The following is a 21397-nucleotide window of genomic DNA, read 5'->3' as shown; positions in this document are numbered from 1 at the left end:
CCATGTCTGCGGGTGGGTCGGAGTCGCGAATCGGGACGATCAAGGCCGTCCCAGTACGCCACCCCGGCCGCTGGGTGGCGGCCGTGGCGGTCCTGGTGCTGGCCGCGATGCTGGTCAACAACCTCGTCACCAACGAGGCTTACAACTGGTCCGAGCAGCTCAAGTACCTGTTCGCGCCTCCGGTGCTCCAGGGCGTGCGCAACACGATCTGGCTGACCGTCGCCGCCATGGGCGGCGGCGTGCTCCTTGGCATCGTGCTCGCCCTGATGCGGCTCTCGGCCAACCCGCTGCTGCGCGGCGCGGCCTGGATCTACATCTGGGTGTTCCGCGGCACGCCGCTGTTCACGCAACTGCTGATCTGGGGCAACATCGGGGCGCTGTTCCCCACCCTCGGCCTGGGCATCCCGTTCGGCCCCGAGTTCGTCACCGCACATACCAACGCGCTGTACAGCGCGGCCGCCGCGGCGGCGCTCGGCCTGGTGTTCAACGAGGCGGCCTACATGGCCGAGATCGTGCGCGGTGGCATCCAGTCGGTCGACGTCGGCCAGCAGGAGGCGGCCAGCGCGCTCGGCCTGACGCGGACCCAAGCACTGCGCCGGATCATCCTGCCCCAGGCCATGCGGGTGATCGCACCGCCCACCGGCAACGAGGCGATCTCGATGCTGAAGAACACCGCGCTGGTGGCGGCCGTGCCGTACACGGAGCTGACCTTCACGGTGCAGAGCATCTACTCGAACACGTACCAGATCATCCCCATGTTGATCATGGCCTGTGTCTGGTACCTCTTCCTCTCGTCGCTGATGATGATCGGCCAGCACTACCTTGAGCGGTACTACGGCAAGGGGCACGCGCGGTGAGTGAGACGACGAACGCCCCGGCGGACGTCCCGGACGACGGCCTGATGGTGAAGGCCGAGCAGGTCTGCAAGAAGTTCGGCCACGTCGAGGTGCTGAAGGGCATCGACCTTCAGGTCCGGCAGGGCGAGGTGATGTGCATCGTCGGCCCCTCCGGCTCGGGGAAGTCCACCTTCCTCCGCTGTGTCAACCATCTGGAGAAGATCGACGCGGGCCGGCTGTGGGTGGGCGGGCACCTCGTCGGCTACCGCCAGCGCGGTGACAAGCTGTACGAGCTGCGCGAGAAGGAGGTCGCGGCGCAGCGCAGGGACATCGGCATGGTGTTCCAGCGGTTCAACCTCTTCCCGCACATGACGGCCCTGCAGAACGTCATGGAGGCGCCGATCCTCGTGAAGGGCGAGAGCAAGGACGCGGCCAAGGCCAGAGCGGAGCAGTTGCTCGACCGGGTCGGCCTGTCCGACCGGATGGGCAACTACCCGTCCCAGTTGTCCGGCGGGCAGCAGCAGCGCGTCGCCATCGCGCGCGCACTCGCGATGCAGCCCAAACTCATGCTGTTCGACGAGCCCACCTCCGCCCTGGACCCGGAACTCGTCGGCGAAGTCCTGGACGTGATGAGGGACCTGGCCAGTGAGGGCATGACCATGGTCGTCGTGACGCACGAGATGGGCTTCGCCAGAGAGGTCGGCGACTCGCTGGTGTTCATGGATGAAGGTGTCATCGTCGAGCAGGGCGTCCCCCGCGAGGTGCTGGCCAACCCCCAGCACGCTCGCACCCAGGCGTTCCTGTCCAAGGTCCTCTGACCCCGCGACCCTCGGCGTCTGACGTCCGGAGCGCCCCCGGCAGCACCTCCGGGGTGGCGCCCCGGCCGGCCGCGAGCGGCGAGACCAGAGGGTCGCAGCCGGGCCACGGTGATCGCCTCGCGCCACAGCCGCAGCTCCTCCTCACAGGACCCCACAGCCCCAGCCCGGCCAGGGCCGGCTACGGCGCCACCGGCCCGCAGGTGAAGTCGGTGGTCTGGCGCATGTACCGCAGCGCCCGGCTTCCATCCCTTTCCCCGCCGAAGGTGTAGAGATCTTGGCGTGGCTGATTCGTGACAGAACCTTTCGCCGCCGCACCGCATCTATCCAGGCGAGACGAAAGGAAGCCCGATGAGAAAGCCCGCGATCCTCGCACTCTCGGCGGCGGCCACCATGGCGCTGACCGCCCTCGCCGGGACCGCCCAGGCGCAGGCGCGTACGGGAGCCGCCTCCGCCACGGCGTCGTCCTCCGCGTCCACCGTCCGGTACGCCTGGCTGAAGTCCTGCAGCAAGAAGGACGACTACTTCCCCTGCGGCTCGTGGCACCTCGCGCTCGGCAACGGCCGTGACAACGTGCTCAAGGACGCCCAGGTGTTCCCGCGCACGGCGAAGGGAAAGATCGACAAGGGGTCGTACACGCCCCTGTCGGTCAGCGGCGACGGCCGGCAGGTGTCGTACTTCAGGAAGAAGGACGGCCTGCTCGTCGTCCGCGACGTGACCACGAACAAGGTCCGCGTGCTCCCCCGCTCGGTGTCGAAGCTGCCCAAGGGCATCGGCATGGGGGACCTCGCCACGTCCCTGTCGCGGGACGGCGGCCTGCTCACGGTCGACTACTACGACGAGGACGACAAGCTGCCGTCCCTCATCGTGAACATCCGTACGGGGAAGGTGCGCAAGATCCGGGCCGACGCGGCGGTGGTCGGCTTCAGCCCCGACGGGAAGCACGTGCTCGTCTCCCGCGGGACCGCCGAGAACACCAGCCAGTTCAGCGTGTACGACGAGGATGGGCGGCGGACGAACACCCAGATCGTGCCGCAGGTCGTGGCCAACAACAGCCCGATGGCGCTCGCCGACGACGGCTCCTCCGTGGCGGTGCTGATCACCACCCCGTCCGGAAAGCAGCGGCTCCGGGTGTACGACCTGTCGAACGACACCGTGGGCGAGGCCGTGGACGTGCGCGTGCCCAGGAACGAGTCGGCCAAGCGGCTGGAGTGGACCCCCGACGGCGGCCTCAAGCTCTGGGAGACCCTCGACTCGGTGAAGACCGGCGAGACGCACCACGTCGTCGTACGCGGCCTCGACACCGGCACCGGCGCCACCGCGAAGCTGGACTCCTTCCGGGTGAGGTCCAGTTTGTGGACCTGGTGGTTGCCCGGCGAATGACCCGGGTTATCGTCCCGATATGGGCAAGGTCTACGAGAAGCTCACCGACCGGCTGCGCGAGTTCGTCACTACGCAGCCGGTCTTCTTCGTCGCGACCGCTCCGGAGCGTGGCGGCCACGTCAACGTGTCCCCCAAGGGATACTCCGACACCTTCGCGGTCATCGACGACACGACGGTGGCCTACCTGGACCTCGACGGCAGCGGCGTGGAAACCATCGCCCACGTCCGCGAGAACGGCCGCGTCACGCTGATGTTCTGCGCCTTCAGCGGGCCGCCCAAGATCGTCCGCCTCTTCGGCACCGGCCGGGTCGTGACCCCCCGGGACGCCGACTTCGCCGGCCTGCTCGCGCTCTTCGGCCCGCATCCGGGGGTGCGGTCGGTCATCGTCGTGAGCTGCGACCGCATCGCCGACTCGTGCGGCTACTCGGTGCCGTTCATGGCGTACGAGCAGGACCGGACGCTGCTCGACGAGTGGGCGGGGCGCAAGGACGTGCAGCAGCGGCGGGACTACCGCGCCAAGCACAACCGGGAGAGCATCGACGGGCTGCCCGCGCTGGCGGCCGCGGAGACCGACCCGGTCGCCCGGCATTCCTGAACGCGCCCGCGTCACCGCCGGTAGCCGGCCATCCGCTCCAGGCGGGCGATCCGCGCGGCGACCGGCGGATGGGTCGCGAACAGCCTGCCGATCCGGGTGCCCCGGAACGGATTGACGATCATCATGTGGCCGGCGGAGGCGAGCCTGCCGTTCTCGGGGAGCGGCAGCCTGCGGACCTCCATCTCGATCTTGCGCAGCGCGGAGGCGAGGGCCAGCGGGTCGCCCGTCAGCCGTACGCCCGCGTCGTCGGCCGCGAACTCCCGCGAGCGCGCGATCGCCATCTGGATCATCGTGGCCGCGACCGGGCCGAGGATCATCACGAGGATGGCGCCGAGGAACCCCGGGCCCTCGTCGTCGTCGGAGCCGAAGAACAGGCCGGCGTACCCGAAGTACGTGATCATGGTGGCCAGCGCGCCCACGACCGAGGAGATCAGGACGTCCCGGTTGTGGATGTGCGACAGCTCGTGGCCGAGCACGCCCTTGAGTTCGCGCTCGTCCAGCAGCCCGAGGAGGCCGTGCGTGACGCACACGACCCCGTCACGCGGGTTGCGCCCGGTGGCGAACGCGTTGGGCTGCATCGTCGGGGACACGTACAGGCGGGGCATCGGCGCGCGGGCCTCGGTGCACAGCTCGCGGACGACACGGTAGAGGACCGGTTGCTCCACCTCGGCCACGGGCCTGGCCCGCATGGCCGACAGCGCGATCCTGTCGGCGCGGAAGTAGGCGACACCGCTGACCGCGAGGGCGACCACGACGGCGATCCGGGCACCCGTGCCGCCCCCCAGCCAGGCCCCGGCCACCAGGAGCGACGCGGACAGCACCCCCAGCAGGACCGCGGTGCGCAGGCGGTTGTGGTGCACGCCTCCTCCTCCCAGCTCGGTATGTCCAGCTCGGTATGTCCGGTTCGGTGTGTCCGGTTCGGTGGTCCAGCTCGGTGTGTCCAGCTCGGTGTGTCCAGCTCGGTGCGTCCAGCCCTACCAACGCGCATGTCCTGGACGAACGTTCCCCGTGACGCGCCTCACCCTGTGACGGACAGCACCACCTGCGGGGCGACGGAGAAGACCACGGTGACGGCGACCGCGACGGCGGCGGCGACCCCCGCCGCCGCTCTCGTCGAGACCGTACGGCTCTCGCCCGCCGCGGGCGGCGCGAACAGCCGGGCGGACCAGGCGATGTAGTAGTACAGCCCGGCCACCGTGTTGGCCGCCATGACCACGGCCAGCCAGCCGAGCCCGCCGTCCACGACGGCCCGGAAGACGACGATCTTCGCGAACAGGCCGGCGAGCCCCGGCGGCAGCCCGGCCAGGCAGACGAGGGCGAAGGCGAGGGACAGTCCGGCGGCGGGACTCCGCAGCGCCAGCCCCCGGTACGCCTCCAGGTCCTGGCCCTCGGGCAGCCGCGCCACCAGCAGGACCACCGCGAAGGCGATCAGGTTCATCGCGGCGTAGAAGACGAGATAGGCGACCGACGCGCCGACGGCCGCGCGGGGTTCGGCGGCGTAGGCGGCCAGCGGCGCCAGGATGTAGCCCGACTGCGCGACCGACGACCAGGCCAGCAGCCGGACGGCCGCGCGCTGCCGCATCGCGAGGACGTTGCCCGCCGTCATCGTCAGGGCGGCGACGACCGCCACTCCGGGAGCCCACAGCGCCGCCCTCCCCGGCAGCGCGGACGTCAGCAGGAGAATCAGCCCGGCGAAGCCCGACGCCTTGGACACCACCGACAGCAGCGCCGCGACCGGGACCGGGGCGCCCTGGTACACGTCTCCCGCCCAGAAGTGGAACGGCACCGCGGCGATCTTGAACGCGAAGCCCGCCACCACCAGCACGACCGCCGCCGCCGTGACCTGAGCCATGTCCCCTGCCGTGGCCCCGGCCGTGGCCCCGGCCGTGTTCCCCGCCGTCCGCAGGGCGGCCTCGATCCGATCGAGGTGGACCGAGCCGGTCACCCCGTAGAGCAGCGAGACGCCGAACAACGTGATCGCCGTGGAGACCACGGAGACCAGGAAGAGCTTGAGGGCCGCCTCGGACGCGCGGCCCTCATGGCGCCTGAGCGCGGTCAGCGCGAAGACCGGCAGCGACACCAGTTCCAGCGACACGACCAGCATGATGAGATCGCGGGAGGCCGGCAGCAGGACCGCCCCGGCCAGCGTGGCCGCCAGCAGGAAGTACCACTCCCCGGCCGGGATCCGGCCGCGCTCCGCGGACCCGGCGATCTCCGTCATCGACAGCAGCACGACGACCACCCCGGCCGCCAGCACGACCGCCGCGATGACCAGGGTGAAGCGGTCCACGACGAACGAGCACGACGCCGCGGCGCCCCGGCCCGGGACGGACCCGCCGCCGAGGGAGGCGGGAACGCAGAACGTGCGCCGGGTCGCGCCGCTCGCGGCCTGGACGGCCACCACCGCCAGGGCGGCGACCAGGCCGCCGAGCGTGACGAGACCGAGCACCCGCGCCCCGCCGGGGCGGGCGGGCAGGAACGCGTCGAGCAGCAGCACGAGCCCGGCCACCAGCGCGAGGACCAGCGGCGCCGCCACGGCGGCGTAATCGATGGACTGGATGACCCCGCCCGTCATGGCGCCACCCCCGATCCGAGGAGCGACTGGACGGCGGGCGTGGTGACGGCGAGCAGGGCCTTCGGCCACAGGCCGAACAGCACGATCAGCGCCACCAGCGGAAGCCAGGCCGCCAGTTCGCACGCGGTGACGTCCCCGAAGGTCCGCCGCCCCCGGCCCGCCTCCGCGGCACCGGCGACACCCGGCCCGAGGGCCCCGGCGGCACCCGTCACACCGGCCTCGCCGTCGTCCACCGCGGCGCTCGCGCGCTGCTCCATGCCCTCCCTGCCCAGCCCTGCCAGGGCGGCCACGGCGGCTCCCGTCGCGACGGGCTCGACCGGTTCCGCGCCCTCCCCCGCCTCGCTCAGCACCTCGCGTACGCCTTCTGCGGTGGCGAGCGGCGGCCCCGGCGGCCACAGTGGCTCCGGCGGCTCCGGCGGCTCCGGCGGCCCCAGCGGCTCGACAGGCCCGGCGGGCAGGATGGTCTCGACCGCCCGGCCGTGCGTCACCCGCGAGAGCATGACCAGGAAGTAGGCCGCGGTGAGCACCGTGCCGAGCCCGCCGACGGCCATGAACACCAGGAACAGCGGCCGGGAGAGCCCGGCGGCCGGGCGGAACGCGCCGAGAAGCGCGAGCATCTCCCCCCAGAATCCGGCGAGGCCGGGCAGGCCCAGCGAGGCGACGCAGGCGAAGGTCAGCAGCGACCCGACGTACGGCAGGCGGCGCAGCATGCCGCCGGACAGCCGGACCATGTCGGCCGTGCCGTACCGCTCCTTGACGGCTCCGGCGAGGAAGAACAGCAGGCCGGTGATCAGCCCGTGGGCGACGTTGGCGAACAGGGCGCCGTTCAGGCCCACCGGCGTGAGCGAGGCGAACCCGAGCAGCACGAAGCCCATGTGGCCGACGGACGAGTAGGCGATCATCCGTTTGAGATCGCGCTGGGCGAGGCAGGCGAGCGATCCGTACGCGATGCCGACCACGGCGAACGCGCCGAGCCAGGGGGCCAGTGCCGCCGCGCCCTCGGGGAGCACCGGGATCGCGATCCTGGCGAAGCCGTACGAGCCCATCTTCAGCAGCACGCCCGCGAGCAGGACCGAGCCGACGGTCGGCGCCTCGGTGTGCGCGTCGGGCAGCCAGGTGTGCAGCGGCCACATGGGCGTCTTCACCGCCAGGCCGAGGCCGATGGCGAGGAAGGCGAGGATCTGCGCCGACCGGGCGATGCCCGAGCCGTGGCGCCCGGCCAGCGCCACCATGTCGAGCGTGCCGGCCTGCGTCCAGACGACGAGCAGCCCGATGAGGAGGACGGCCGAGCCGAGCAGGGTGTAGAGGATGAACTTCACGGCCGCCGCCCGCCTGCCCGCGCCGCCCCACAGGGCGATCACGAAATACATCGGGACCAGCACGACCTCGAAGAACACGAAGAACAGCAGCAGGTCGAGGGCGAGGAACGTGCCGATCATGCCGACTTCGAGCACGAGCAGCGTGACGACCAGCGCGCCCAAGCGTCCGCCCGCGGGTGGGTGCCCGGCGAGGTGGACGAAGCACAGGAACGTCAGCAGCGCGGTCAGCACGACGAGCGGCAGCGAGACGCCGTCCACGCCAAGGTGGAACCGCAGGCCGAGGCCCGGGATCCACGGCAGGTCGGTCTGCGCCTGCATCGCGGCGGGGCGCGCGTGGTCGAAGACCGCGGCGAGCGCGACGGCGAGGACCAGCACCACGGCGGAGACGGCGATCCCCCAGGCCACCGCCCTGTCCCGTACGGCCGGGACGGCGAAGGCGACGGCCCCCAGCAGCGGGACGGCCACGAGCGCGATCGGCAGCCAGCTCACTCGTCACCACCACCCGGAAGACCACGCGCCGCCGGTCCGATCCGCCGCGACCGCGACCGGCACGAGCCCCGCCGACGAGCCGGCCGCATCATGTCATCACCACCGCCGCGACCGCGATCAGCACGAGCCCGGCGAGCAGGCCGGTGACGTAGAGCTGCGCGTTGCCGTTCTGGGCGAGCCGCACCAGGCCGGAAAGGCCGAGCGTCGCGCGGCCGGAGCCCCGGACCGCACCGTCCACCACCCGCGCGTCCGTGCGGACCACCCCCCTGGCCAGGCGCAGGACGGGCCGGGCGACCAGCGCCGCGTACGCGGCGTCGACGTAGAAGGCCCGCTCGCACGGGACCCGGAACGGGCCGAGCAGCCGGGCGGGGTCCTGCTCGGGCGCGGCCCGCCACAGGGCGTACACGATCCCGGCGCCGAGCAGCGCGACGGCGAGGCTGACGGCCGCCGATCCCCACTCGACCCGCACACCGGCCGCCGAACCGGCGAGGCCGAGCAGCAGGGCGGGCACGGCCAGCACGCCTGCCGGCCACAGCATCGACGGGGGCGCCTCGCGGCCGTCGAAGACGTGGGCGACACCGGGCGGCGGCTCGGCGAGCGGCTCGATCCGGGCCGGGCCGAAGAACGTGCGCAGCCAGGCGCGGGCGGCGTACGCCCCGGTCACCCCCACGGTCAGCAGCGCCGACGCGTACACGAACAGCTGGGCCGGTCCCGTCCCGTGCTCGATCGCCGAGATCACCGCGTCCTTGCTGAAGAAGCCGCTCGCGGGCGGCAGCCCGGCGAGCGCGGCGAAACCGATGGTCATCGTCCAGAACGTCACCGGAAGGGCGGTGCGCAGGCCGCCCATGTGACTGATCAGGTTCGAGCCGACGTGGTGGATCACCAGGCCCGCGCAGAGGAACAGCAGGGCCTTGAACGCGCCGTGCGACACCAGATGGAACATCGCCGCCCGGTCGGACCCGGCGGCCAGTGCGGCGGCCATGTAGGCGAGCTGGCTGATCGTCGAGTAGGCCAGCACGCGCTTGAGGTCGTCCTGCGCGAGCGCGGCGAGCGCGGCGCCCAGCATGCCGACGGCCGCGACCACACCCAGCACGTCGAGCGTGGGCGGCGCCGCGAGGAAGACGGGATAGAGCCGGGCGACGACGAAGATCCCGGCCGCCACCATCGTGGCCGCGTGGATGAGCGCGCTGATCGGGGTGGGGCCGGCCATCGCGTCGGGCAGCCAGGTCTGCAGCGGCACCTGAGCGCTCTTGCCCGCGACCCCGGCGAGCAGCAGCAGCGTCGCGGCGACCAGCGTGCCCTTGGGGAGATCTGCGCGCAGCACGTCGTCGATCCGGAAGCTCCCCGCCGACAGGCCCAGGGTGAAGATCCCGAACAGGAAGCCGACGTCGCCGAGCCGGGTGACCAGGAACGCCTTGACCGCCGCCCGGGAGTTGGCCCGGTCCTCCCACCAGTGCCCGATGAGCAGGTAGGAGCACAGGCCCATGATCTCCCAGCCGACGTAGAGGACGATGAGATCCCCCGCGTAGACCACGAGCAGCATGGCGCTGGTGAACAGGCTGACGAACGCGCTGTAGGACGGGTAGCGGGGTTCGTCCCGCATGTACCCGACCGAGTAGACCTGCACCGCCAGCGCGACCACGACGACCAGGATGCCCGCGAGCACTGACAATCCGTCGGCCCGCAGAGTCAGGGAGATCGGAACCGATCCCGTCTCGACCACCGTCAGCGTGCCCTCGGCCCGGCCGGGGAGCAGATCCGACCAGAACCGCCCTGCCGACGCACCCGTTCCCCGCGCCAGGGCGACGGCGAGCCACACCGTGAGCGCCGCCGACGCCGCGCCCGGGGCGATCGCGAACCACGCCGCCCTCCGGTACGCCGCCCGTTCCGTGCGGGCGCCCAAATCTCGGGTGCGCAGATCTCGGGCGCCCAGGCGCGTCGCCAGCAGCCCGGCGGCAGCGGCGGCGAACGGCAGCAGGATGATCAGAGCCACCACGGCGGTCACGAGGCGCCCTCCCCGGCCGACTCAGCCGAGGGACCGGGCGCGGGTGGGACCTCGGCGAGCGCCCGCAACCGATCGACGTCGACGGTCCGCCGCGTGCGGAAGACGGCCAGCACGATGGCCAGCCCCAGCCCCACCTCGGCCGCGGCGATCACAATGACGAACAGCGTCAGCACCTGGCCGCCGTGCAGGCGGTCCCTGAGCCAGACGTCGAAGGCCACCAGGTTGAGGTTGACCGCGTTGAGCATCAGCTCGACCGACATCAGCACGAGGATCGCGTTGCGCCGGGCCAGCACGCCGTACACACCGATGGAGAACAACAGGGCGGAGACCACCACCGGGTAGACGACGTGCACCTCGCTCACCGCCTCCGGGCCGTCGGCCTGGTCAATAAGGTGGATAAGGTCGATAAGCTCGATAACCGGGTCATTCCCGCCCCCTGATGTCCGTACGGGACAGGACGATCGCGCCGATCAGTGCGGCGAGCAGGAGCACCGACAGCGCCTCGAACGGCAGCACCCAGGTGCGGAAGACGCTCGCCCCCAGGGGTTCGGCCGCCCCCTGCCCGGGATGGAGCGGCGCGTACGCCGTGCGGAAGCCGGTGACGACCACGGTGACGAGCACGGCGGCGGTCGCGACGGCGACCAGCGCGGCGGCCCACCGGTTGCCGGAGTCGAGGCCGGCGGAGGGCCCGATGGGCGCGCGGGTCAGCATGATGCCGAACAGCAGCAGCACCACGACCGCGCCCACGTAGATCAGCACCTGCACCCAGGCGACGAACTCGGCGGTCAGCACCAGGTAGCCGCCCGCGAGCGCGCCGAAGCAGACGACCAGCCACAGCGCCGCGTGGACGATTTGCCTGGTCGTGACGACCAGCAGGGCCGAGCCGACGGCGACGGCGCCGAGCAGCAGGAAGACGACCTCAGGCCCCGAGGGCGGCCACAACCCCGGCGCCTGCGAGGTCATCGCTCCCCCTCTGGCCCGTCCTTCTTCTCCGGCGGTGACCCGGCGTTCTTCGGCAGGGAGCCGGGCGGCCGGATGGAGCGGATGTCGCGCATGGCCCTGGGCGGCTCACGACGCGGGCGGCCCTCCGGTCCCTTCGCGGGTTCCGCCGCCGGTCCCCGCGCCGCCTCCCGCGCGGTTGGCTGCGCCGTTTCCCGCCTGGTCTCCTGTGCCGGCTCCTGTGCGGTCTCCCGCACCGACCCCTGCGCTGTCTCCTGCGCTGTCTCCTGTGCGGTCGCCTGCGCCGGGGACGCGCCCTCGGCCGGTCCCTTCACAGGCGCCGTACGGCGGGCCGGCGCCGGGCGGGAACCGGCCGACAGTTCCTTCGGCGACTCGGCGCCCACCTCGTGGGCCGGTGGCGGCGGCACGGTCGCCGCCCACTCGCCCAGCCTGTCCTTCTCGTGCAGAAGGTCACGGATGTCGTACTCGGCGTACTCGAACTCGGGCGACCAGAACAGCGCGTCGAAGGGGCACACCTCGATGCAGATGCCGCAGTACATGCACAGCGAGAAGTCGATCGCGAAGCGATCGAGCACGTTGCGGGCGCGCGGACGGCCGCCGCCCTCGGGCGCCGGCAGGGTCTCCTTGTGGGAGTCGATGTAGATGCACCAGTCGGGGCACTCGCGCGCGCAGAGCATGCAGACGGTGCAGTTCTCCTCCACCAGGGCGATCACGCCCCGGCTGCGGGCGGGCAGGTCGGGGTGGACCTCCGGGTACTGCTGCGTCTCCGACTTACGCAGCATGTGCCGCATGGTCACGGCCAGGCCCTTGGCCAACCCTTCTCCTGGAATGCGCGCCACAGGCTCATCATCGCGCACTATCGGAGGCGAGTGAACGTGTGACTCCATCCCAGATGTTTTCCACATCGTCCACACCGTCATCCCCAGGGTTGTCCACAGGGTGTGGGGGAGAAGAGGGACGCGCACAGACCGACAAATACGTATCGTCTGGACCATGAACGGCTATGGGGGGCCGGGAGGTTACCCGCCCGGACCGCAGGGACCACCACAGGGACCACCACAGGGACCACCGCAGGGACCACACGGACCGCAGGGTCCGTACCGGCACCGGGGACCGTACGGGCAGCCAGGGCAGCCGGGGCCCTACGGCGTCTATCCGCCGCCGCCCGCACAGCCACCTGTGCCGCTACCTCCGCTGCCACCTCCGCTGCCACCTCTGCCGCCACCGATTCCGCCGACGCCGCCGCCCGTGCAGCGGCCTTCCAGCGCCCCCAGCTACCTGTGGGCGCTCGCCCCGCTGTACACCTGCGGCTTCGGCACCCCCTTCACGATGATGTACGCGGCCATCCGCCGCCGCAGCGTGTGGTACGGGCTCGCCTCCGCCGGGTACGCCACGGCGACCGGCGTGTGGATCTACCTCGCCGAGCTGTACGACAACACCGATGCCCCGGCCCTGGCGTCCTTTCTGATGATTGTCGGCATGCTGACTCCCTGGCTCTTCGGCACCGTGCACTCCCTCGCGGTCAGGAGACAGGTGTTCGGCGACGCCGCGCCGTACGAGACCGGGAACGAGCAGGCGATCGCGCTCGCGCAGCACCGCCGCGCCCTGCGGCAGCAGGCCAGGGAACTGGCGGAGCGCGATCCGGTCATGGCGCGCGAACTACGGATCGGACGCCCCGACCTCCCTCGCCAGTACGACGACGGCGGCCTCGTCGACGTCAACCGTGCCCCCGCCTCTGTGCTCGCGAACCTGCCCGGCCTGACGCCCGCGCTCGCCGACCAGATCGTGCGCGTACGCGACCAGGTCGGCGGCTTCGTCTCGGCCGAGGACGTCTCGGCCGCCGCTTCTTTGCCCCCGCACCTCACCCCAGACCTCACCGAATACGGCATTTTCCTCCCATAGTCATTCGGTAATCCCGGTTGTCGTCACACATATCCCTGGCTGGGCCATCGGCGTTTCCTTAGGCTCTTAGGTGCATCAGCCGCGACCGCCGGAGGGGCAAGTGACGTCATCCGAGATCGCCGAATGCAGGGCGGACATGGCCGCGGCCGCCACCGCCGTACGGGAGGTTCTCCAGGCGCTCACCGCCGTCCCCGCGATGTTCGGGGACCGCACCTGGCAGGGCCCGGCGGCCGACCGCTGGGCCGCCGGTTGGAACGCCCGTAAAAACCAGCTCACCAGGCTGTTCGACGCCGTACTCGCCGAGCAGCCGCGTCTGATCGCCCGCGTGGAGGAGGCGGAGCGCCGGAAAGCCGCCTCGTAGACCGCCGCAACGGAAGGAATGCCGTGGGCGAATTCGTCGGAGTCGATCCCGCGAATCTCAAGGAGCTGACCAAACGGCTCGAGCAACTCCACCATCTGCTGGCCCGGCACAGTCCGCTCATACAGCAAAAATTGCAGAAATGGGGAAGCGAAGTCGGAACCACATCGTTGCCCGGCCTGATCGCCGCCGCGCTCGACGATGTCCGCGACATGGACGCCCGCACGACCAGGGCGTACGAACTGGCGAGGCAGCAGGGCTGGAACGCACTGACCCGCGCGCCCGGCGCCCTCGGGCTCACCTTCGACCGCCCCCCGAACGTACGGCTGGACTGGGAGGCGACCGGGCAGAGCGGCTACCAGGGCAGGCGCGACGCCGCGGCACTGGCCGCCGCCCTCGCGGGCGATAACCCCGAGGACACGCGCATCGCCCTGTCGGGGCTGTCGGAGCGCCTGCAGCAGCACCTCGCCGACAAGGACTACCAGGCGGCCTTCTGGGCGGGCGCGGGGCCGCTCGCGTTGCGGGCGGCCCGTGCGCTGTACGAACGGGCCGGAACCGCCCTGTTCAGTGCGGAGAGCGTGAGCCTACTGCGGGCGCTCGGGGCGTCCCTGGCCGCCGCCGGCCAGATGCGCGTCGGCACGGGCGAGGACCGCCGGCCCCTCCTGCCCGCCGAGACCCGCGCCGCACTCACCGGGAACTCCGACCCCTGGTCGGTCGGGATGCTCGTGAAGTACGGCCCCGAGGGCAGGTCATGGGACTCCCGCCTGCTCGCGGACCTGACCCGCGCCATGCTCGACGCCCGCGCCGCCGGGAAGACGATCTGGCCGCCTGCCCGCGGCGAGTTGGAGACCGACGCAGACGCCTCGCGTCAGCAGCGGCTGATGGCGGAGTACGACGCTGTGGGGGCCGTCCTCCAGCGGGCCGCCGAGAACGGCCTGGCCGCCCGGCACGTGCTGGGCGATCCCGCCACCGGCCTCACGTACGCCCGCATGCTCGTCAGCGACTCCTGGCACACCCCCGGCTACGATCCGGGGCCCTTCCTGAGCTCGTACGTGCGCCCCGGCGGCACGCTTCCTCCCATCGGCCAGGTGGACGTTTCCACTCCCACCGCGGCCTTCCTCAAGGCCGCCGTCTCAGCCGAGCGCGGCACCTCGGTGGACGCCAAGGAGTCCGCCTGGTCCGTCGTCCACATCGTCCAAGCCACCGCCGAATTCTCCAAGCTCCACCCCCAGACGGTGCTGCCTGACAAGATCCGCCAGGCGTTGGCCTACACCGCCGAGCGCTACCTGCCCGACTTCGCCAAGTCAGTGGGGCATGACTTCACCTCCCAGCCGCTGCCGAAGGAGAACAATCCCGCCAATCCGTGGACGGTCGTGATCAGGGACAGCGAACTGGAGGCTGTGCTCGCTCAGGCGTTGCGGACGCCGGAGGAGTTCGGACGGTTCAAGGGCATCCTCAACGCTCGCGTGGCGGTCGCCGTCGCGGCCACCGTCAAAGATCCATCCGATGCGGATTACCTCAGCGAAATGGCCGGCCTGTACGGCACGGTGCAGCGCCTGCAGAACGATCGGCACTTCGCCGACGAGCAGTTGCGAGACGAAGAGGAGACAAGAAACCAGACCGCTTTCGCGATCCTGACCGGAGGTTTCGGCGCGCTCAGCTTCAGCAACCCATGGGGACCGGGAACCATCGCGCAGTTCCTGACGGGGGGTTTCGCGCCGGTGCTGAACGAGTCGTTCGACACGGACCACGCGTTGCGCGCGCTCAAGAACAACGCGGACGCCTTCCGCACGCAGGTTCTTCAGATCGAGGTGCCGGTGGTGCAGGGCCTCATCTGTTCTGGAGCGCTTCATCCGCCGCACGACGCCAGCTGGTACACGAACGGCAGGCTGACGCCCAACGCCGAATTCGTCGAGTGGCTCAGCGAACACGCGGAGACCTCCTACGGCGGCAGGACTCTGCTCCAGTGGATCAGGTCCGCGCAGGAAGCGATGAGGATGCAGCAGTGAGAGCTCTCAAGGCGGGGACCGCGGTTCTCCTGCTCATGGCGTTCGCCCTGTCCGCCTGTACGAGGAACGAAAAGCCGCACAGACCGGTGAACGATGAAGTACAACGGCGCGACCAGGCGCTCGTCGCGGTGGTCCAGTGCCTTGTGGATCACGCTGGCATCCCCGAGGCCCACCTCCGCGACCAGCCCTGGCTCGTAAGGGAAAAGGTCCGGGGCAGCGCGGAACTCGTCGAATGGCTCAGTGTGCATCGCGACACCGTCTACGAGGGCAAGACGCTGCAGGCGTGGGAGGACGAGGCGACGGCGGGGTGGCCGGGGTGGAGGTGCCCGTTGTGATCGCGCTCAGGCCATGAGGACCCTGACGACTCCGGTGAGGGCGAGCTGGAGGAGGGCGAGGGGCACCAGGACGGTCCAGGCGACCTTCTGCAGCTGGTCCTCGCGCAGCCGTGGGTAGCTGACGCGCACCCAGATGACGACGAAGGCCAGGGCGAAGACCTTGAGAAGCGTCCACACCGGGCCGGGCAGGAGGGGCCCCTGCCAGCCGCCGAGGAACAGCACGGTCGTGAGGGCGGACAGCACCACGATCCCGGCGTACTCGGCCAGCATGAACAGGGCGAAGCGGAACCCGGCGTACTCGGTGATCGGGCCCATGATGATCTCTGATTCCGCGATCGGCATGTCGAACGGCGGCCGGCGCAGCTCGGCCAGGCCGGCGACGAAGAACACGAAGGCCCCGATCGCCTGCCAGGGAAGCCACCACCAGCGCCACTGCTCCGCGATGCCCTGCAGGGACAGCGTGCCCGCGGCCATCGCCACGCTGGAGGCCGCGAGCACCAGCGGCAGCTCGTACGACATGAGCTGGGCGGCGGCCCGGATGCCGCCGAGCACGCTGTACTTGTTGGCCGAGGCCCACCCCGCCATGATCGCGCCGAGCACGCCGACGCCCATCACCGCCAGCACGAAGAACAGCCCGGCGTCGAGGTCCACGGCCGCCAGTCCGGGGCCGACCGGGATCACCACCATCACGACGAGGTACGGCACGAGCGCCACCGCCGGGGCGATCGCGAAGACCCGCCGGTCGGCGGCCGCCGGGATGACGTCCTCCTTCTGGGCGAACTTGACGCCGTCCGCGAGGAGCTGCGCCCATCCGTGGAAACCGCCGGCGTACATCGGCCCGAGGCGGGACTGCATGTGGGCCATGGCCTTGTGCTCCATCTGCCCGACGATCAGCGGCAGCAGCAGGAACGCCGCCACCACGACGACCAGCCGGACCGCTATGTCGAGCACCTCGGCCATGGAACCCCTCTTACCCTGAGGCCCAGTCGGGTGGCACGCCTGGGGGCAGCATCCTGCGGCGGCTCGGCGAGCCGTGGTCGGACTCCCCCGGTTCCTTGGCCCCGGGCCAGGCCTTGGCGACCCGGGCGGCCAGCACGAAGTCCTTGCGCAGCGGATGGCCCTCGAAGCCGTCCGGCAGCAGCAGCGGGCGCAGGTCCGGATGGCCGTCGAAGACCACGCCGAACATCTCGTACGTCTCCCGCTCGTGCCAGTTCGCCCCGCGGAAGACCCCCGTCGCGGTCGGCAGGTGAGGGTCGTCACGCGGGATGCGGGTGCGCACGAGCAGGTGCGCGAACGCGACCGGGTCGAACACGTGGGCCACGACGGCGAACGCCTCGGGCGGCTCGTCCACGGCGGTCAGCCAGTCGAAGAACTCGAATCCGGCCGAGCGCGCGAACGCCAGCGCGTCGATCCACTCGCCGGGGTCCACGTCGAGCACGTCCTGCCCGAAGGAGTCGGTGACGCGTGAGCCGTACCGCTCGCGCAGGGCCTCGGTGGCGCTCATGCGTCCGCTCCCGGCAGGTAGCGGTCTTCCAGCGTCTCGCCGGCGATCTTCTCCTGGAGCTTCATGATCCCGTGGAGCAGGGCCTCGGGGCGGGGCGGGCACCCGGGCACGTACACGTCCACCGGGATGATCTGGTCCACGCCCTTGGTGACGCAGTACGAGTCCCAGTAGGGCCCGCCCGAGTTGGAACAGGCGCCGAACGAGATGACGTACTTGGGATCGGGCATCTGCTCGTACAGCCGCCGTACGGCGGGCGCCATCTTGTCCGTCACCGTGCCGGACACGATCATCAGGTCGGCCTGCCGGGGGCCGTTGGCGAACGGGATCACCCCGAAGCGGATGAAGTCGTGCCTGCTCATCGACGTGGCGATGAACTCGATGGCGCAGCAGGCCAGCCCGAAGTTGAAGACCCACAGCGAGTAGCGCCGGCCCCAGTTCAGCACGAACTTCATCGGCTTGGGCGCCAGCCGGGACACCGGCCCCACCGTGGGCATCGGGAGATCGTTCACGGGCATGCGGTCACCGCCATGCCGTCCATTGTCCTCCCCGGAGCCGGTCGGGTCACGTCCAGCCCAGCACCCTCTTGCGCCAGGCGTACAGGATGCCGAGCGCGATGAACGCGAGGAAGACGAACATCTCCACCAGCGTCGTCATGCCGTACCCGGGGGCGGCGAAGACGGTGGCCCAGGGGAAGAGGAACACGGCGTCGACGGCGAAGACCACGTAGAGATACGTGAAGACGTAGTAGCGGATCTGCGACTGCGCCCAGCCCTCGCCGACGGGATCGACCCCGCACTCGTACGTCGTGAGCTTCTCGGGGGTCGGCCGGCTGGGACGTAACATGCGGTTCACGAACAATCCGCCCGTGAAGATCGCCACGCCGACGAGAAAGAGGACGACGACCACGGCATATGAGCCGAAGTATCCACTCATACCGCCTCCCAGGTCTCGAGAATAACCCCGGCACGATCTCAAGGGCTGAACACCTGACGGTCACATCCGAGTCCCGCGCATATAGTTGAGGATCGTGACCCGAATCAAGCTCGTCGCCCGCTTGCACCTGGACCTGTGCCGGCTCGCGTCGGGCCTGTGTCGCCCGGACGGTTCGCGAAGCTGACGGTGCGCCGCCCCCGGCGGCCGAGGCACCAGCGGGAACGCGCCACAGGTGCGGAAAGTCCCGGTAGAGCGCACCTCAAGTGCGCATCTACGAAAAACCAGCGTGACCCCGATGGATCTAGCATGGATATGACAACGTGCCACCAGCAGGCAGGCCTGGGCGCGTCAAGGAGGACTGAGGAGCTGTGACCAAGCAGGTTCAGCAACTCGACCGCGTGATCATCCGGTTCGCGGGTGACTCGGGCGATGGAATGCAGCTCACCGGTGATCGGTTCACGGCGGAGACGGCCCAGTTCGGCAACGACCTGTCGACGCTCCCCAACTTCCCGGCGGAGATCCGCGCTCCCGCCGGCACCCTGCCCGGGGTGTCGAGCTTCCAGTTGCACTTCGCCGACCACGACATCCTGACCCCCGGCGACGCGCCCAACGTGCTCGTCGCCATGAATCCCGCCGCGTTGAAGGCGAACCTCGGGGACCTGCCCAAGGGCGCCGACATCATCGCGAACACCGACGAGTTCACCAAGCGCAACCTGACCAAGGTGGGCTACGACGGCAACCCGCTCGAGGACGACTCGCTGGCCGAGTGGCGCCTGCACGCGGTGCCGCTGACCTCGCTGACGGTCAAGGCGCTCGAGGGCTACGACATCTCCAAGAAGGACGCCGAGCGAGCCAAGAACATGTTCGCGCTCGGGCTGCTGTCGTGGCTGTACCACCGGCCGACCGAGGGGACGATCCAGTTCCTGGAGGCCAAGTTCGCCAAGAAGCCGGAGATCGCCAAGGCGAACATCGCGGCCTTCCAGGCGGGCTGGAACTACGGCGAGACGACCGAGTCCTTCTCGGTCTCCTACGAGATCAAGCCGGCCACGCTCCGGCCGGGCACCTACCGGAACATCTCCGGCAACCAGGCCCTGGCGTACGGGCTGATCGCGGCGTCGGTGCAGTCGAAGCTGCCGCTGTTCCTCGGGTCCTACCCGATCACCCCGGCCTCCGACATCCTGCACGAGCTGTCCAAGCACAAGCGGTTCGGGATCCGGACGTTCCAGGCCGAGGACGAGATCGCCGGCGTGGGCGCCGCCCTCGGGGCCGCCTTCGGCGGGTCGCTCGGCGTGACCACGACCTCCGGCCCGGGCATCGCGCTCAAGGCCGAGACCGTGGGCCTGGCGGTGACCACGGAGCTTCCGCTGATCATCGTGGACGTGCAGCGGGCCGGGCCCTCGACCGGCATGCCGACCAAGACCGAGCAGACCGACCTGCTGATGGCGATGTACGGCCGCAACGGCGAGTCGCCGGTGCCGGTGCTGGCGGCGGCCACACCGTCCGACTGCTTCACGATGGCGATCGAGGCGGCACGGATCGCGCTGAAGTACCGCACGCCGGTCATGCTGCTGTCGGACGGCTATCTGGCCAACGGCTCGGAGCCGTGGCGCATCCCGGACATCGACGAGCTGCCGGACATCTCGGTGCTGTTCACCACCGAGCCCAACGGCGAGGACGGCACGTACCTGCCGTTCAAGCGTGACCCGGAGACGCTGGCCCGGCCGTGGGCGGTGCCGGGCACGGCGGGCCTGGAGCACAGGATCGGTGGCATCGAGAAGGCCGACGGCACCGGGAACATCTCCTACGACCCCGACAACCACGACCGGATGGTGCGGCTGCGCCAGGCCAAGATCGACGGCATCGACGTGCCCGACCTGACGGTCGACGACCCCGACGGCGACGCCCGGGTGCTCGTGCTCGGGTGGGGCTCGACGTACGGGCCGATCGCGGCGGCGGCCCGCCGGGTGCGCGCGGCCGGGCACAAGGTGGCCCAGGCGCACCTGCGGCACCTCAACCCGCTGCCCGCCAACACCGGCGAGGTGCTGCGCTCCTACGACAAGGTGCTGCTGCCCGAGATCAACCTCGGCCAGCTCGCCATGCTGCTGCGGGCCCGCTTCCTGGTCGACGTGATCAGCTACAACCGGGTGCGCGGGCTCCCGTTCAAGGCCGCCGAACTCGCCGCCGTCATCCAGGACGTGATCGAAAGTGACTGACATCGCCAACGGGAGCCTCAACGGCAAGGGTCTTGCCCTGATCCCTCGTACCGACGCCAAGCAGACCCTCAAGGACTTCAAGTCCGATCAGGAGGTGCGCTGGTGCCCGGGCTGCGGTGACTACGCGATCCTGGCGGCGGTGCAGAGCTTCCTGCCCGAGCTGGGGCTCAGGCGCGAGAACATCGTGTTCGTCTCCGGCATCGGCTGCTCCTCGCGCTTCCCGTACTACCTCAACACCTACGGCTTCCACTCGATCCACGGGCGGGCACCGGCGATCGCCACGGGTCTCGCCGCCTCCCGGCCGGACCTGTCGGTGTGGGTCATCACCGGTGACGGCGACGCGCTGTCGATCGGCGGCAACCACCTGATCCACGCGCTGCGCCGCAACGTCAACCTGAACATCCTGCTGTTCAACAACAGGATCTACGGCCTGACCAAGGGGCAGTACTCCCCCACGAGCGAGATCGGCAAGATCACCAAGTCGACGCCGATGGGCTCGCTGGACAAGCCGTTCAACCCGATCTCGCTGGCGCTCGGCGCCGAGGCCGGGTTCGTCGCCCGGACCATCGACAGCGACCGCAAGCACCTGCAGGGCGTGCTGCGCCAGGCCGCCGAGCACCGCGGCGCCTCGCTGGTGGAGATCTACCAGAACTGCAACATCTTCAACGACGGCGCCTTCGACACCCTGAAGGACCCGGGCACCCGCGACGAGATCACCATCCGGCTCGAACACGGGCAGCCGATCGTCTTCGGCACCGGCGACAACGAGCGCGCCGTACGGCTGTCGCCCACGGGCGGCGTCGAGGTCGTGCGCCGCGCCGAGGTCTCCGACGGCGAGATCCTCGTGCACGACGCCCACAACCCCGACCCGTCGCTGGCGTTCGCGCTGTCGCGGCTGGACGAGCCGGCGTTCGAGCACGTGCCGATCGGCGTCTTCCGCTCGATCGACCGGCCGTCCTACGACCAGCTCATGAACGAGCAGGTCCAGGCGGCCACCTCCGACAAGGGCGCCGGCAGCCTCGCCGGCCTGCTCCACGGTGGGGACACCTGGACCATCAGGTGACCAGGGCGTGGCGCCGGGCCGCGGGGGCCCGCGGGACGGCGGGGTTTTGTTTTTTTGGGTGGGGTTTTGGAGATAGGGATGGGGGGGGGTTGGGGGAGAGTGG

General features: G+C 70.5%; 21 protein-coding genes. 10 read left to right on the top strand and 11 right to left on the bottom strand.

Annotated features, from left to right (window positions below; all coding sequences use genetic code 11):
• Nucleotides 1–2 precede the first annotated feature (2 nt).
• The 4 genes from ABZ857_RS42655 to ABZ857_RS42640 all read left to right on the top strand — a co-directional run bounded on the left by ABZ857_RS42655 (nt 3) and on the right by ABZ857_RS42640 (nt 3629).
• A complete protein-coding gene (locus tag ABZ857_RS42655; RefSeq protein WP_357056203.1) occupies nt 3–857 on the top strand; it encodes an amino acid ABC transporter permease in 855 nt (284 codons plus the stop codon).
• A 44-nt stretch (nt 858–901) separates the two neighbouring features.
• Complete coding sequence (locus ABZ857_RS42650; RefSeq protein WP_357056227.1) at nt 902–1654, top strand: amino acid ABC transporter ATP-binding protein; 753 nt, start codon at nt 902–904, stop codon at nt 1652–1654.
• Between the two features lie 348 nt (nt 1655–2002).
• Nucleotides 2003–3034, top strand: a complete 1032-nt coding sequence (locus tag ABZ857_RS42645) for a hypothetical protein (protein ID WP_357056200.1) — start codon at nt 2003–2005, stop codon at nt 3032–3034.
• Between the two features lie 19 nt (nt 3035–3053).
• A complete protein-coding gene (locus tag ABZ857_RS42640; RefSeq protein WP_357056197.1) occupies nt 3054–3629 on the top strand; it encodes a pyridoxamine 5'-phosphate oxidase family protein in 576 nt (191 codons plus the stop codon).
• An 11-nt stretch (nt 3630–3640) separates the two neighbouring features.
• On the opposite strand, the gene ABZ857_RS42635 is transcribed toward ABZ857_RS42640, so the two are convergent.
• From ABZ857_RS42635 to ABZ857_RS42605, 7 genes are all read right to left on the bottom strand, one after another.
• Nucleotides 3641–4489 carry a M48 family metalloprotease gene (locus tag ABZ857_RS42635; RefSeq protein ID WP_357056194.1) on the bottom strand — a complete coding sequence of 283 codons (849 nt, stop codon included), beginning with the start codon at nt 4487–4489 and terminating at the stop codon, nt 3641–3643.
• Between the two features lie 158 nt (nt 4490–4647).
• On the bottom strand, nt 4648–6204 hold the full coding sequence (locus tag ABZ857_RS42630) for an NADH-quinone oxidoreductase subunit N (protein ID WP_357056191.1): 1557 nt from the start codon (nt 6202–6204) through the stop codon (nt 4648–4650).
• Entirely contained in the window at nt 6201–8012 is a 1812-nt protein-coding gene (locus ABZ857_RS42625; RefSeq protein WP_357056188.1) for an NADH-quinone oxidoreductase subunit M, read from the bottom strand. Before ABZ857_RS42625 ends, ABZ857_RS42630 begins: the two co-directional genes overlap by 4 nt.
• An 88-nt stretch (nt 8013–8100) precedes the next feature.
• A complete protein-coding gene (locus ABZ857_RS42620) occupies nt 8101–10017 on the bottom strand; it encodes an NADH-quinone oxidoreductase subunit L (protein WP_357056185.1) in 1917 nt (638 codons plus the stop codon).
• The gene (gene nuoK, locus ABZ857_RS42615; protein WP_357056224.1) at nt 10014–10370 is read right to left on the bottom strand and encodes an NADH-quinone oxidoreductase subunit NuoK; all 357 of its coding nucleotides are present in this window, start codon (nt 10368–10370) and stop codon (nt 10014–10016) included. The genes ABZ857_RS42620 and nuoK overlap by 4 nt, the downstream gene beginning before the upstream one ends.
• A gap of 70 nt (nt 10371–10440) precedes the next feature.
• Nucleotides 10441–10980 (bottom strand): NADH-quinone oxidoreductase subunit J, encoded by a 540-nt coding sequence (locus tag ABZ857_RS42610; protein WP_357056182.1) that lies wholly within the window; start codon nt 10978–10980, stop codon nt 10441–10443.
• Nucleotides 10977–11792, bottom strand: a complete 816-nt coding sequence (locus tag ABZ857_RS42605) for a 4Fe-4S binding protein (RefSeq protein WP_357056179.1) — start codon at nt 11790–11792, stop codon at nt 10977–10979. The genes ABZ857_RS42610 and ABZ857_RS42605 overlap by 4 nt, the downstream gene beginning before the upstream one ends.
• A gap of 433 nt (nt 11793–12225) precedes the next feature.
• Here ABZ857_RS42605 and ABZ857_RS42600 point away from each other — a divergent pair, with 433 nt between their 5' ends.
• The 4 genes from ABZ857_RS42600 to ABZ857_RS42585 all read left to right on the top strand — a co-directional run bounded on the left by ABZ857_RS42600 (nt 12226) and on the right by ABZ857_RS42585 (nt 15581).
• On the top strand, nt 12226–12879 hold the full coding sequence (locus ABZ857_RS42600) for a helix-hairpin-helix domain-containing protein (RefSeq protein ID WP_357056175.1): 654 nt from the start codon (nt 12226–12228) through the stop codon (nt 12877–12879).
• 100 nt (nt 12880–12979) lie between these two features.
• Nucleotides 12980–13240 (top strand): hypothetical protein, encoded by a 261-nt coding sequence (locus ABZ857_RS42595; RefSeq protein WP_357056172.1) that lies wholly within the window; start codon nt 12980–12982, stop codon nt 13238–13240.
• Nucleotides 13241–13263: 23 nt separating this feature from the next.
• The gene (locus ABZ857_RS42590; RefSeq protein ID WP_357056169.1) at nt 13264–15246 is read left to right on the top strand and encodes a hypothetical protein; all 1983 of its coding nucleotides are present in this window, start codon (nt 13264–13266) and stop codon (nt 15244–15246) included.
• A complete protein-coding gene (locus ABZ857_RS42585; protein ID WP_357056166.1) occupies nt 15243–15581 on the top strand; it encodes a hypothetical protein in 339 nt (112 codons plus the stop codon). Before ABZ857_RS42590 ends, ABZ857_RS42585 begins: the two co-directional genes overlap by 4 nt.
• 6 nt (nt 15582–15587) lie before the next feature.
• On the opposite strand, the gene nuoH is transcribed toward ABZ857_RS42585, so the two are convergent.
• From nuoH to ABZ857_RS42565, 4 genes are all read right to left on the bottom strand, one after another.
• On the bottom strand, nt 15588–16541 hold the full coding sequence (gene nuoH, locus ABZ857_RS42580; RefSeq protein WP_357056163.1) for an NADH-quinone oxidoreductase subunit NuoH: 954 nt from the start codon (nt 16539–16541) through the stop codon (nt 15588–15590).
• Nucleotides 16542–16551: 10 nt separating this feature from the next.
• A complete protein-coding gene (locus tag ABZ857_RS42575) occupies nt 16552–17085 on the bottom strand; it encodes an NADH-quinone oxidoreductase subunit C (RefSeq protein ID WP_357056160.1) in 534 nt (177 codons plus the stop codon).
• Complete coding sequence (locus ABZ857_RS42570) at nt 17082–17537, bottom strand: NADH-quinone oxidoreductase subunit B (protein WP_239108469.1); 456 nt, start codon at nt 17535–17537, stop codon at nt 17082–17084. Before ABZ857_RS42570 ends, ABZ857_RS42575 begins: the two co-directional genes overlap by 4 nt.
• A gap of 109 nt (nt 17538–17646) precedes the next feature.
• Nucleotides 17647–18018 carry an NADH-quinone oxidoreductase subunit A gene (locus ABZ857_RS42565; RefSeq protein ID WP_357056157.1) on the bottom strand — a complete coding sequence of 124 codons (372 nt, stop codon included), beginning with the start codon at nt 18016–18018 and terminating at the stop codon, nt 17647–17649.
• Nucleotides 18019–18386: 368 nt separating this feature from the next.
• Here ABZ857_RS42565 and ABZ857_RS42560 point away from each other — a divergent pair, with 368 nt between their 5' ends.
• Together ABZ857_RS42560 and ABZ857_RS42555 are read left to right on the top strand one after the other, a co-directional pair.
• Complete coding sequence (locus ABZ857_RS42560) at nt 18387–20231, top strand: 2-oxoacid:acceptor oxidoreductase subunit alpha (protein WP_357056154.1); 1845 nt, start codon at nt 18387–18389, stop codon at nt 20229–20231.
• Nucleotides 20224–21294, top strand: a complete 1071-nt coding sequence (locus ABZ857_RS42555) for a 2-oxoacid:ferredoxin oxidoreductase subunit beta (RefSeq protein ID WP_357056151.1) — start codon at nt 20224–20226, stop codon at nt 21292–21294. The genes ABZ857_RS42560 and ABZ857_RS42555 overlap by 8 nt, the downstream gene beginning before the upstream one ends.
• Nucleotides 21295–21397: the final 103 nt, after the last annotated feature.

Origin of the sequence: Microbispora sp. NPDC046933 (assembly GCF_040644635.1) — a bacterium.
Lineage (GTDB): Bacteria > Actinomycetota > Actinomycetes > Streptosporangiales > Streptosporangiaceae > Microbispora.
The sequence above is the reverse complement of the archived record's forward strand: the minus strand, read 5'-3'. Positions and strand labels throughout refer to the sequence as shown.